The 12440-nt window shown below is 55.5% G+C and carries 14 protein-coding genes; 5 read left to right on the top strand and 9 right to left on the bottom strand.

Annotated elements, in window-relative coordinates; all coding sequences use genetic code 11:
• Window positions 1-119 precede the first annotated feature (119 nt).
• Entirely contained in the window at window positions 120-797 is a 678-nt protein-coding gene (locus ACJO3T_RS01315; RefSeq protein WP_406977592.1) for a TetR/AcrR family transcriptional regulator, read from the bottom strand.
• A gap of 156 nt (window positions 798-953) precedes the next feature.
• On the opposite strand from ACJO3T_RS01315, the gene ACJO3T_RS01320 reads away from it, so the two are divergent.
• Window positions 954-2285: a flavin-containing monooxygenase gene (locus ACJO3T_RS01320; RefSeq protein ID WP_406977593.1), complete on the top strand. Its 1332-nt coding sequence runs from the start codon at window positions 954-956 to the stop codon at window positions 2283-2285.
• Between the two features lie 96 nt (window positions 2286-2381).
• On the opposite strand, the gene ACJO3T_RS01325 is transcribed toward ACJO3T_RS01320, so the two are convergent.
• The 4 genes from ACJO3T_RS01325 to ACJO3T_RS01340 all read right to left on the bottom strand — a co-directional run bounded on the left by ACJO3T_RS01325 (window position 2382) and on the right by ACJO3T_RS01340 (window position 4667).
• Complete coding sequence (locus ACJO3T_RS01325) at window positions 2382-2861, bottom strand: FKBP-type peptidyl-prolyl cis-trans isomerase (protein WP_406977594.1); 480 nt, start codon at window positions 2859-2861, stop codon at window positions 2382-2384.
• A 130-nt stretch (window positions 2862-2991) separates the two neighbouring features.
• Window positions 2992-3420, bottom strand: a complete 429-nt coding sequence (locus ACJO3T_RS01330) for a hypothetical protein (RefSeq protein ID WP_406977596.1) — start codon at window positions 3418-3420, stop codon at window positions 2992-2994.
• Window positions 3413-4015, bottom strand: coding sequence for a transcriptional regulator (locus tag ACJO3T_RS01335; RefSeq protein WP_406963923.1), 603 nt, complete (start codon window positions 4013-4015; stop codon window positions 3413-3415). The genes ACJO3T_RS01330 and ACJO3T_RS01335 overlap by 8 nt, the downstream gene beginning before the upstream one ends.
• A 172-nt stretch (window positions 4016-4187) precedes the next feature.
• Window positions 4188-4667, bottom strand: coding sequence for an FKBP-type peptidyl-prolyl cis-trans isomerase (locus tag ACJO3T_RS01340; protein ID WP_406977598.1), 480 nt, complete (start codon window positions 4665-4667; stop codon window positions 4188-4190).
• A 418-nt stretch (window positions 4668-5085) separates the two neighbouring features.
• On the opposite strand from ACJO3T_RS01340, the gene ACJO3T_RS01345 reads away from it, so the two are divergent.
• Window positions 5086-5856, top strand: coding sequence for an isochorismatase family protein (locus ACJO3T_RS01345; protein ID WP_406977600.1), 771 nt, complete (start codon window positions 5086-5088; stop codon window positions 5854-5856).
• 209 nt (window positions 5857-6065) lie between these two features.
• Here ACJO3T_RS01345 and ACJO3T_RS01350 read toward each other — a convergent pair whose 3' ends face one another.
• Entirely contained in the window at window positions 6066-6461 is a 396-nt protein-coding gene (locus tag ACJO3T_RS01350; RefSeq protein ID WP_406963920.1) for a glutaredoxin family protein, read from the bottom strand.
• A 199-nt stretch (window positions 6462-6660) separates the two neighbouring features.
• Entirely contained in the window at window positions 6661-7656 is a 996-nt protein-coding gene (locus ACJO3T_RS01355; protein ID WP_406977602.1) for an NADP-dependent oxidoreductase, read from the bottom strand.
• 137 nt (window positions 7657-7793) lie between these two features.
• Between ACJO3T_RS01355 and ACJO3T_RS01360 the strand changes: the two genes are divergently transcribed.
• Entirely contained in the window at window positions 7794-8729 is a 936-nt protein-coding gene (locus ACJO3T_RS01360) for a LysR family transcriptional regulator (RefSeq protein WP_406977603.1), read from the top strand.
• 144 nt (window positions 8730-8873) lie between these two features.
• Here ACJO3T_RS01360 and ACJO3T_RS01365 read toward each other — a convergent pair whose 3' ends face one another.
• Both ACJO3T_RS01365 and ACJO3T_RS01370 read right to left on the bottom strand, forming a co-directional pair.
• Entirely contained in the window at window positions 8874-9317 is a 444-nt protein-coding gene (locus tag ACJO3T_RS01365; RefSeq protein ID WP_406977604.1) for a hypothetical protein, read from the bottom strand.
• 305 nt (window positions 9318-9622) lie between these two features.
• Window positions 9623-9880: a transposase gene (locus ACJO3T_RS01370; RefSeq protein WP_406977605.1), complete on the bottom strand. Its 258-nt coding sequence runs from the start codon at window positions 9878-9880 to the stop codon at window positions 9623-9625.
• 335 nt (window positions 9881-10215) lie between these two features.
• On the opposite strand from ACJO3T_RS01370, the gene ACJO3T_RS01375 reads away from it, so the two are divergent.
• Entirely contained in the window at window positions 10216-10794 is a 579-nt protein-coding gene (locus ACJO3T_RS01375) for a hypothetical protein (RefSeq protein WP_406977606.1), read from the top strand.
• 531 nt (window positions 10795-11325) lie between these two features.
• Window positions 11326-12437, top strand: a protein-coding gene (locus ACJO3T_RS01380) for an IS3 family transposase (protein ID WP_406977608.1) whose coding sequence is annotated in 2 segments (ribosomal slippage) — window positions 11326-11587 and window positions 11587-12437 — 1113 coding nt in all. Because the reading frame shifts where the segments join, the coding sequence is not laid out codon by codon here.
• Window positions 12438-12440: the final 3 nt, after the last annotated feature.

Consider the following 12440-nt stretch of genomic DNA (forward strand, 5'->3'; position numbering starts at 1 on the left):
CACATGCCAGCAAAACCGAAACAGATCTATTTTTCACCTGGAAAGGGATGGAAACGGCCAACTACAATAGATCTGCCCCCGGTTTCGTCTAACCCACGCCTTAAGAGCCGCGGTCGAATTCATGTCTCGCTCTCATGCACCGCAAGCGACACCACAGCGGTCGAAAACGCATCAAGAGCGGCCACAGCCATCTCGTCGTCCCGATCCGCGAGCCAGCTGAGCACCAGCCCATCCATGCCACTGCTCAATAGCCGTGCGAGTACCGGACGAGGTACGGTCCAACCAGTGCCGGTGGCGGTTTCAATGGCCTGGGCCAGCCTCTCACCCTGCTCGGCATACTGGCGGTATTGCCATGCCGCCAGATCACTCAGCTCCTGGTCACGCAGGATAAAGGTGGTCAACTCATAGGCCGCAAGTTGCCGGTCCGGATATTCAGTGGCATGCCTCCATACTCGTGAAAGGCTCATTCGGATACATTGCTCCGGGTCGTCGCCAAAATCCGGAACCGCGACAGCCGCGTCGACCATGTCGACGACCATTACCCGAATCAACTCCCGATACAGTTCCTGCTTGGATCGGAAGCAGTAGTGGAATATCCCCTGCTGCATACCCGCTTCCGCACAGATCTCGCGAGTGGTTGCACGCCGGATCCCCAACCTGGCTATGGTGCGAAACGCCGCCTCAACAAGTTCCTGGCGTCGCTGATCCACCGGCACTTGTGCCATTTCTGTCCCCTTCTGGTCATTGTGCAAGGCGTCAGCATTTTTTACCGGAAATGTTGATTCCTTGCGCCCCATATAGCCTATCGCACTATCCGGGTACAGAACCTTATTTGTCAACTGACTTGGTCAATTGACAAACATCAGACCTCTACCTATGTTCAAGAATAGGCTTGCGACATCCAGCACAGACAGAACGCAAGCGCTATTCCCTCACCGCTGAAGGAGAAGATCATGTCTGTTATCGACCGTAGTGACACGGTTTGTGTCGTTGGCGCTGGGCCCGCAGGGCTCGTCGTGGCCCGCCAGCTTCGACAGGCCGGCATCCCGTTCCAGGTGTACGAACGTCACAGTGATGTTGGCGGTATCTGGGATCCGGACAACACCGGCAGCCCCATGTACCGGAGTGCACATTTCATCAGTTCCAAGTACAGCAGCGGGTTCGTGGGATTCCCCATGCCCGGGGAATTCCCGGATTACCCCTCCTGGCGACAAATACTCGGATACATCCGGGATTTCGCCCGGTCTGAGGATCTCTACCCGCACATCGCCTTTAACACAGAAGTTGAGCATGCAGAGCCGCTGGAGGATAAACGCTGGCGAGTCACCGTCGGTGATCAGCAGTATGACTACCGTGCCCTTGTCGTGGCCCCGGGGGTAACCTGGCACCCAAGCCGCCCAACAATAGCAGGAGAAGATCAGTTTGCCGGCGACATCATACACTCGTCAGAGTACTTTGAGCCGTCCACCTTCAGGGACAAGCGCGTACTCATCGTTGGCGCCGGCAACTCGGGTGTCGACATTGCCTGTGACGCCGCCGCCAATGCCGACGCCGCGTTTCTGAGCGTGCGGCGGGGTTACCGCTTCCTGCCCAAGCATGTGTTCGGCGTGCCGCTCGATGTCTTCATCAACCATGGTGGTCAGCCCCCTGCCGGCATCACCATTCCGGAGGATCCCAACGAGCTTGTCGATGCCCTTGTCGGCGACCTGACTCGCTTCGGGTTACCAGCACCGGACCACGATGTCCTCACCTCCCACCCCATCGTCAACGATCAGATCATTCATCACTTCAACCATGGTGACATCGCGGCCCGGCCCAACATTGAGCGGCTGGATGGTGAGGACGTGGTGTTTGCTGATGGTAGCCGGGAACCTATCGACCTGATTGTACTGGCGACGGGTTACGAATACCGCGTCCCCTTCATCAATGAAGCGCTTTTTGACTGGTCAAGCGGACACCCACAGCTCTACCTGAACATCTTTCACCGGCGCCTGCCCACCCTGTCGATCGTCGGTTTTATCGAGTTTGCCGACGCCGCTTACGAGCGCTTTGAGGAGATGGCGCAACTCGTGGCCATGGACCTTTCATTGACGGGAAACGACCTGGACACATTTACCGAAATGAAGCGCAACCACTACCCCGATTTACGCGGAGGCGCCGAATACATCGATACACCCCGGCACGCCAACTATGTGGAAACTCACACCTACCAGCAGGTACTCGGTACCATCCGGGAACAGTTTGGAGTGGCGCCCCTTGCATACACGCCAGTTCCTGCGATGTGAACCTCGCCGCTGACCTCCTGCGCCATGCTGTAGCGGTTCAATGATTCCGGGCACGATCACCCGAGCCTGACGGGGGCACCGGCTTCTTTATCCCCCTCAATGATGCCCGCCAGGCCCATGGGCGTGGCCGTGGGCCAACTCTTCCGCATCGGCAGCGCGCACTTCGATGACGTCGATATCGAAGGTCAGGGTCCTACCGGCCATGGGATGGTTGGTGTCCACATCGGCAAACTTGTGACCGACCTTGGCGACAACCACATGGCGGGGGCCCTGCTCGGTTTTCACCTGGGCGATCATGCCCGCTTTCCAGCGTTTTGCCCCCATCAGATGCTTGATCGGCACGCGCTGCACGGCGTCGGGCTTGCGCGGACCATAGGCCTTTTCAGGAGAGATGGTCACACTGAAGCTTTCGCCAGCGTCGCGACCTTCCAGGGCCTCTTCCAGGCCCCGGATAATGCCGCCGTGGCCATGCAGGTAGGCGTTCGGCTCGCCGCCACGGGAGTCTTCAACAACGTTGCCCTGTTCATCACTGACGCTGTAGTGAAACAGGACCACTTGATTCTTTTCGATGGGCATAGGGTTCTCTGCGGTGGTTCAAAGTACGTCATTATAACCAGCATCTGCCCGGTCTTGTCCTGGCCGTTTACATGTGTGGTGACCATAGTAATCTACCCATATTGGGCATTTTTTTGCCCATTCTGGGTAATCAAGAGGTTTCTCCGGTCGTCAGTCCAACCACGGCTCGCCTGATTTCTTCTGTTATTTCCACGAGACTCGTGACCATCGCTTCATCTACGTCGATATCGCCTTCATACTCTGCCAAATTTCGCTTGCGATGGGCCTGATCGAGAACCCGCCATTTTGCTGGTGACAAGTCGAGTGTGTGCTGCAGGCACTGGAAGACCAGATATCGATTGTCAGACCGATAGCCAAAATGACGCAGTGCGGCCAACGAGAGCGCGTGCGCTGCGTTGTAAGACAAGTCAAAGCGGCTCTCCAGGCTAAGTGCCTCTAAGCCTGCGTCCTTCAATCGGACGTTACCGGATTGGATGAGCCCCTGAACCTCGCTGGCGTCCGCTGACTCATGGTGGAGTTTGTGAATACGGACTAGGTTTTCCAGTGCTTCCTTATTCATTGACGCTTCCTTTCAACAAGATGCAGGGTCCTTCCAGGACTTTCCTCAAAAACGGGTTTTTGTTCGCTCGACGTTTTTCAAACTCTTCCCGCTTGTAGAGGGTTGGGTTAATGGTCCGGGAAAGGTTAATCTCAGCAGCCCCCAACGCTTCGAAGACTTCCGCCAGACTAAGGGTATCTGAAACCAGCATGAGGTCGATATCGCTATTGGCGTGATCCGTCCTCTTGGCCACCGAACCATAAATCAGGGCCAGATCGATTCTATCGATAATTGGCTTGAGGGCATCTTCAACTTCTTGTTCCGGACCGAGCAACTTGGAGACAAGAGAAGACAATTCGGGATAAACAGGCGAGTCCGGGTTGGCTTTATAGCGTTTCTGACGCCCCTGCTGAGTAACCTGCACCAGCCCACTATCGACCAAACGAGCGAGTTCGCGCTGTACAGCACCCGAACCGGCCTCTGCCTGCTCGATGAGTTCTTTGATCGAAAATTCCCTTTCCTGCTGTGTAAAAAACAGGCGCAAGACCTTCTGGCGGGTAGCGGAGAACAGGGCATCCGCTAACCCAGTACGGTTTAATGTTGTTACTGCGGACATATTATCGGCGCTTCCAAAACCCATTTTGGGTAACTTTATACCCAAAATGGGTAAAATAAAACCGCAGAACATGTTGGAGCAAACCCTCAAGCCGCCTTACCGTAACAGGCGGAGTATAGCGCCGGAGCCCGACGTCACCGGCACGAAGATTCAGTTTCGAGCCTTTAACCCCTCAATGATGCCCGCCAGGCCCATGGGCGTGGCCGTGGGCCAGCTCTTCCGCATCGGCAGCGCGTACTTCAACAATGTCGATATCGAAGGTCAGGGTTCTACCGGCCATGGGATGGTTGGTGTCCACATCCGCAAACTTGTGGCCGACCTTGGCGACAACCACATGGCGCGGGCCCTGCTCGGTTTGCACCTGGGCGATCATGCCCGCTTTCCAGCGCCTGGCCCCCATCAGATGCTTGATCGGCACGCGCTGCACGGCATCGGGCTTGCGCGGACCATAGGCTTTTTCCGGAGAGACGGTCACAGTGAAGCTCTCGCCGGCCTCGCGACCTTCCAGGGCGTCTTCCAGACCCCGGATAATGCCGCCATGGCCATGCAGGTAGGCGTTCGGCTCGCCGCCACGGGAGTCTTCAACAACGTTGCCCTGTTCATCACTGACGCTGTAATGGAACAGGACCACTTGATTCTTTTCGATGGGCATAGGATTTCCCTGTGACAGTTCAAAGACCGCCATTATAACCAGCGATGGCATTGGCTGCAGTGGCCCCTGCAGTCAGGGATTTTTCCTGGCTAAGGAGGCGTCCATATATGTCCTTGATTGCCATGCATGCTGGGAATGGACAGATTCGATAGCCGGTTCGAGGTGACCTCTCTTTGGCACCGTTGGCTATCTGACAAAGGCAAGTGTTGGGTCTTTCGCGATGGCCTCATTTCATCCCCGGGCAATCGATTTAATCCATAACTGAACACCAGCACTGACTGGCACTAATAGCGTTGATGCGCTAGACGTGTAGAAGGTGTCATGTCGAGAATTTCCTCCTGGGTCCAGTAGATCTGGTAGGGATAACGGCACGCATTGCCTGATCTGAAACGCATGCACTCTGAAAAAGGACAATCCGATGAAGCCCTCACGACCACTCCCAGCAGTTTCCTTCCTGAAGAAAGTCGCCTTCGTTATATCACTGTGCGCGACGCTCATCGCGCCCTTGGCCTATGCGCAAGAAGGCGGCATCCCCGGCATCACGAAACAACCGAGCGAAGCCGCGGCGGACGCACTTATCGACCCTAATGATGTTGTCGTTCTGTTACTGGACCACCAAACCGGCTTATTCCAGACCGTCAAAGACGTCCCGGTCGATGATTTGAGACGCAACACAATCGCGCTAGCCAAGATCGCTAAACAGATTGATGCTCCGATTATCCTGACCGCGTCAGAGCCCAATGGTCCTAATGGTCCCCTGATGTCGGAATTCGACGAAGTGATACCCGATGCAACCTACGTTGCGCGACAAGGCGAAGTAAGCGCCTGGGACAATGCCGACTTTGTGGAGGCTGTAGAAGCCACCGGCCGTAAGACGTTAGTAATGGCAGGTGTGTGGACCAGCGTGTGCGTTGCGTTCCCGGCATTACAGGCCCACGCGGATGGCTACAAGGTTTACGCCGTGATGGACGCATCAGGTGATCCCAGCGAAATGGCGTCGCGCGCTACCCTCGCACGTTTCACACAGGCTGGTATTATTCCAGTAACCACCAATGTCATGCTGAGCGGGCTCCACCGTACCTGGAACAGGGACGATGCAGCGGAATGGGGTGAGCTGTACAACGAGTTGGTCCCCCATTATCACGCGGTTAGCGAAAGCTATCAGCGTGCCCAAGAGGCCGCTAAATGACTCACGGCCGCGCGGACCTTACCGTCCGCGTTGTAAGATCTCAGTTGTGTTAACCATCCCTTCGCTGCTCGCCGCGTGTGCGGTAGAGCAGCGACAGGGTCAGGCTGAGGCGGATCTGATTGTGACCAGTATCCAAGTGTTCACCATGAATCCGCCGCAGTCCGATCTTGAAGCGGTCCGGACTCGTCCTGAAAACCGCCAAATTGAGCTTATTGGGCCGGCTCGAATCGTTCCTGCAGCCACGCCTTGATCTCGGCAGACTCGTACAGCCATTGCTCACTGCCATCATCCTGACGAATCTTCAGGCAAGGCACCTTGATGCGACCGCCGCCAGCCTCCAGCGCTGCACGATGCTGCGGGTCATGCTGGGCATTGCGGGTTTCAATGTTCAAACCCAACCGGGCAATTTCCTTGCGTACCTTGATGCAGAACGGGCAGGCCGTGAACTGGTACAGAGCCAGATCTTTGCTGGCCTCGTCGACGCGGGCCTGATCTTCAGCGGTGCGGGTCATACCCCTGGGCGTGCTGAGCTTCTCACTGAGCAGCATGAAGGGTGTCAGGACCAGGCGCAGGGTGCGGAAAAAATAGCGAATAATAACTCTCATGGGTAAGGCTCAAACTCCGGATTGAAGGTGACCTGCCGGGTGTCGGCATTCAGGCTGGATTTGTGTACTTGATAGCGGTGCGTGAGGATATCACTTCATCCGGTTGATCAGGTACCAACCGGGACCAGATTGGCCACCGACGGTGACCAGGGAAAGACACCTTGCCCATCGCCACAAGGGACGATGGGCAACCCAACGCTTAGAGCTTTACCATCAACTTGCCTTTGTTCTCACCTGTCAGGAACATGGCGAGACCGCCCATGGCAGACTCCAGCCCCTCCAGTACGTGTGCCCGATATTTAATCTGGCCCTTCTGAACGTAGGGGGTGAGCTTGGCCTGCAGCTCTTTGGTCTTGTGGCGATGATCCGGCATGGTGAACCCCTGGATCGACAGGCGCTTCTTGACGATGCGCATCCAGTTGGGGCCAGGACGCGGAGTCTCGGCGGTGTAGTCGGCAATCATGCCGCACACCACAATACGACCGTGCGCGTTCATCCGCTCGAACACCGCGTCCTGGGTTGGGCCACCGGTGTTCTCGAAGTAGACATCGATGCCTTCCGGTGCCAGTTCATCGAGTTTCGCACCCAGGTCGTCGCTCTTGTAGTTCACCGCGCCATCAAAGCCCAGTTCATTGACGATCCAGTCGGCCTTTTCATCGCTGCCGACCACACCGATAACCCGCAGACCATCGGCCTTCGCCAGCTGGCCGACGATAGAACCAACAGACCCGGCGGCACCGGATACCACCAGCGTTTCACCCGCCTTGGGATCGCCGTAGCCATATAACCCCTGGGTCGCCGTCAGCCCCGGCAGCGCAAAGACCGACAGCGCCATTTCCGCCGGCAGGTCTTTATCGATCTTGTTCACGCCCGTGCCATCTGTCAGGAACATTTCCTGCCAGCCGAACATGCCCATGACCTGGTCGCCCACGGCAAAGTCAGGATGGTTGGAGGCAACGACCTCCCCAATGCCCGACGATCGCATCACATCGCCCAGCTCGACACGCGGGATATAGCTGTCAGTGTCGGAACTCATCCAGCCCATCATGGCCGGGTCCAGGGACATGTAGGTCTGCTTGATCAACAGTTCGCCGTCTGCGGGTTCCGGGACGGTTTTTTCCACTACTTCGAACAGCTCGGGACCGATATTCCCGTCAGGCCGTTTTACCAGATTAATGGCTTTATAAGTGCTCATAGACAATGCCCTCCTGTGATGAGTCAGCACACCATTGTGCGCCCTTGATTAGTGGACTTTAAGGAGGTTAAAAGCGAAACTTTATTGTCTTTTCGACACTAATAGGTCAACGGGTCGAAACGTTTCGCAGGGGAAAAATGGATCAACTAGGAGCGATTCGCTATTTTGTGAAGGTCGCGGAAACCGGCAGCTTCACCGGGGCGTCGGAACACTTTGGAGTACCGCCTTCGTCGTTGTCCCGACGGGTGGCCGACCTGGAGGCGCACCTGGGAACCAGTCTGCTCAAGCGATCCACCCGGGTGGTGAAGCTGACGGAAATCGGACAGAGCTACTATTCCGAAGTCTCGCAGATCCTTTCCCAGCTGGAAGCCATGGACGAAGCCGTCGGCCAGTATCAGTCCCGCCCCATGGGCCGGCTGCGAATCAGTTCCATGGTGGGGTTCGGCGAGGCCATCCTGCTGCCGCTGATGGATCGATTCAGCGAGCGTTACCCGGATATCACACTCGACATCAACCTCACCGACTCCCTCAGCGTACTCAATCGGGATGACGTGGATCTGGCTATCCGTGGCGGCCTCGCGCCCGATGAACGGGTCGTCGCCACCCGGCTGATGGACAACAACTTTATGGCCGTCGCCTCTCCCGGTTACCTGGAACGGTACGGCACCCCCACCCACCCCAGCGAACTCCGCGATCACAAGGGGCTTTACTACCGCACGTCCCAGGGCCCGACGCCCTGGCTGTGTGAAATAGACGGACGCCTGCACGACGTCTCTGCGCCTGCGGCGGCCATCAGCAATTCCGGACGCTGGTTGCGGGATAAGGCCGAGCGCGGTGAAGGCATTCTCCTGCTACCGCGATGGGTGCTGGCGCCGTATCTTCAACGGGGCACCCTCGTGCCCCTGACGCTCACCCCAAACGTGCAGGTTACGCCAGATCCGGACCTGGCCATCTACCTGCTTTACAGCAAAACCCGCTATCAGGTCCCCAAAGTCCGGGTGGCCGTGGATTTCCTGATTGAGGCGATGGCTTCCAGGAAAAATGGGACAGGGTTACTGCCGCCAAAAGCATAAATAGATCGGTTCCAGGCAAATCGGACCAGTTCTATTTTTTACCATTCGGGTTTTCGCTCAGTCTGCGATGAGAGGCTGGCGGATGTTTCCCCCACTCGGCATAACGCAGCCCCGAGCCCATAGAGACTTGTTTAACCAAACGAATCACATCGTATACAAGCCCAATGCAATATACCCCAACCCCAATGGGTACAAGTTGCCATGGATATAAGGTGAACCACCGTCTCTGTTCAGGAACAGATCCGGCTTCAGACTGGGGCGTCCGACCAGTACGATGGATTCGCCATCGGCATGGAGTTCTCCCGCGAGGTTTTCCTTCACCTCATCCGGAACCCACTGGTCGTAAAAGCTCTGGTTGATGATCGCATCACCAGTCACTTCGTGACCCTCGCTGCTTTGAACGATAGCGTCATAGTCTTCCTGACTAAAACGAAGCACGGCGACCAGCCCGGAATCGCCGCCCCTGCCTGCCGTATCAGTAACCGACCAGGCGACTGACTTTGGTTCGGCAGGCAGCTTTATCAGTTCATCCAGATTTTCGACTGAATGATGCACGACGGGTTCGGATTCGGTAGTAGTGTCAGTCATGGCGTTGTTGTCCTCACACCCTGCAAGCACAAAGATACAGAGTAATGTTAGAAGTTGAATTAAGCGTTCCATTGTTTCTACCTGCGACTGGCAACCGGCCTACACAAAACCGCACAAAACCGGGACAGATTTATTTCTCACCTTTCGGTCGCCCGGGACCACGCATTTCCACGCGAATACCAGTGCGCCGCTCCACTTCGTCAATAAACCGTTCACCACCTGTCAATTTGTTTCGGTAGATAGCCTGGCGAATCAAACCATCAGAAATTGAGTTGGCACTATCGGCAACGAAGTCACAATAGTTCTTAATCCGATCCTCTGGGGTTTGCCCGAGGCTGGCCAGGGGCGGACAGTTCATCCGTCGCGCGGACGACCAGATGGACATGATTCGTCATCAGACAATAGCTGTATACCTCCAGACCGAGCGTTATCTTCCACTCTCTCAGGTTCGACAGGTAGTACTCATAGTCGCGAGTTTCAACAAACACGGCCTGCCGGTTGTGGCCGCGCTGTACGATATGATGAGGAAGTCCGGGCACGATCACCCGAGCCTGACGGGGCATTGGCTTCTCCTTGCCTTGTGGAGTCAAGGCACAGGATCCGTTCTGTGCCTGGGGCTGTGTATTCTAGCCTACAGAGAAAGGCTTGAGTGCGAGCGGGGCCAAACTTTCAAGGACCGGCACGTGGAAAATAGATCTGTTCCGGTTTTCTGATTCCCGACACCAACGAGGACGTCGAAAATAGATCTGTCCCGGTTTTTGGCAGTTCAGAGCATGTCCTCCTATTCTCTAGAGGTTAGTCAGGAACGTCCACTAGCGAGGAGAACGTCCACCACTCGGCAATAGACTCCTGAACGGGACCTTATTCTGATGTGGAGAGGATGCAGGAGGGGAAGAATTTGCCATTCGACTATAACGATAACTATCACCGCGAACTAGATCGCAGAAATGAGTTAAAGGCTGCTGTGAGCACACCTGTAGTCGTTCTTGCCCTTCTTGGCTCTCTTCTCGGGTATATGTTTCAGAACTATCAGTTAGCCTTAGATCTAGCGGGTGTCATATTTGGCATACTAGCTCTTTGGTCGATAGGCGCTATCGGCATAACGGCGTTTTTCTTGGCTCGCGCTATCCATGGGCATACATACAAGCGATTGGAGGGCGCCATCATTCTTCGGGAGTATCACCAGGCACTTCGTGAGTGGCACGAGAAGCATGGGCAAGGAGTACCAGCTGCTGACAAAGAGTTTGACGACTATCTTGAGCGGTCGTATGCAATTTCGGGTGACCACAATGCGCGGCTGAACGACAAGCGTTCTGCCGATATATTCCGAGCCCATCGTATGATGATCTATGCAGCGGTGCTAACCGGAGTTACTTTTCTTCCGTTTGCGTATGCCATACTCTACCAAAATCAGAATTTGGCTTCCGAAACTAAAGTTGACGTTAACCAAACAATATACAATCAAGGAGATACTTAGATGAGTAAGGAACAAAAACCGGTAGATGAGGCTCCTACAACGAAACCAAAGGAGCCGCCTCTAAGAGATGTTCGCGAAGATGTGCGGCCTTCCGACAAAAAATGATTATCGACCACTAGACCCCATACTTGATGGCTATCTTTGTTTTCTTTTGAGACTGAGTCCGAGAATCAGGCCCTCTGGGCATGAGGCCCGCGCCTTTCTTTGTTTAGTTGTTGACACATAAAGCGCCTCTTCCCCGAGGGGACGTGTCCTCGTTTAATCTAAAAATAGATCTATCCCCGTTTTCCGTCCCAGTTTTTCCAACACCAGTAAGACTGAACCAACCTCGGCTTCCCGTGTTTGTTACTGACAACTCACTGGTGGTTATGCCCCCGAAATCGATAGTGTTCCCAGATCAGTCGATAATGCTCAACGGCGGTCGCATGACGTTCAGACCGATAGAAGCAGTGGGCGGTGTAACCATCCCCTAAAATCGGTGCATGCGTAATTAGAGTTCTCCGGCCTACAATGAGGCAAACGGAGAACGACATGAAGAAATCACGGTACAGCGAGTCCCAGATCGTCAAGATCCTGAAGGAGGTCGAGGGCGGTCGCCTGGTCAAGGAAGTCTGCCGGGAGTACGGCATCTCCGATGCGACCTACTACAACTGGAAATCCAAGTACGGCGGCATGGAAGCCTCTGATGTGAAGCGCCTCAAGGAGCTTGAAGAGGAAAACCGCCGGCTGAAGCAGATGTACGCGGAGCTGAGCCTGGATCACAAACTGCTCAAGGATGTGATCGAAAAAAAGCTGTAAAGCCAGCCGTTCGACGAGAACTGGTGGATTACCTCAAGCAGGCTCACGGCGTCAGCATTCGCAGAGCCTGTCGAATCGCTGGCATCAGTGACTCTGTGTACCGGTATCGGCCGGATACTTCCCGGGATGAACCAGTGATTGCAGCGCTTCAGAGCGCGACTGAACGCTATCCCGCCTACGGCTTCAGCAAACTGTTCAAGGTGCTGCGACGCTGGGGTCACGGATGGAATCACAAGCGGGTACACCGGCTGTATTGTGCACTCAACCTGAATAAACGACGACGGGGTAAGAAACGACTCCCGACCCGAAACCCGGAGCCATTGAGCGTACCAGTCACCGTTAATCGGTGCTGGTCGATGGATTTCATGAACGACAGTCTGTTCTGTGGTCGCCGGTTCCGCACTTTCAACGTGGTGGACGATTTTAACCGGGAGGTACTGGCCATCGAGATCGACCTTAATTTGCCGGCCCCACGGATCATCCGGGTTCTGGAGCGCATCATCGCCTGGCGAGGCTACCCGGCCAGATTGCGAATGGATAACGGCCCGGAGTTCATCTCCATCGCCCTGGCAGATTGGGCGGAACAGCACGGCATATCGCTGGAGTTTATTAAGCCAGGGAAGCCGACTCAGAACTCCTACGTGGAGCGCTTCAACCGAACTTACCGGGACGAGATCCTGAACATGTATGTCTTCCGGAACCTCACCGAAGTCCGAGAACTGACCGAGTCCTGGATAACGGAATACAACGATGAGCGTCCCCACGATTCACTGGAAGACCTGACGCCATGGGAATACCTGGCGAAACACCAACGGGCGGAAAACTCTAATCAGCGGTGCAACTGAAAC

The organism is Marinobacter shunpengi (genome assembly GCF_045449715.1).
Taxonomy (GTDB): Bacteria; Pseudomonadota; Gammaproteobacteria; order Pseudomonadales; family Oleiphilaceae; genus Marinobacter.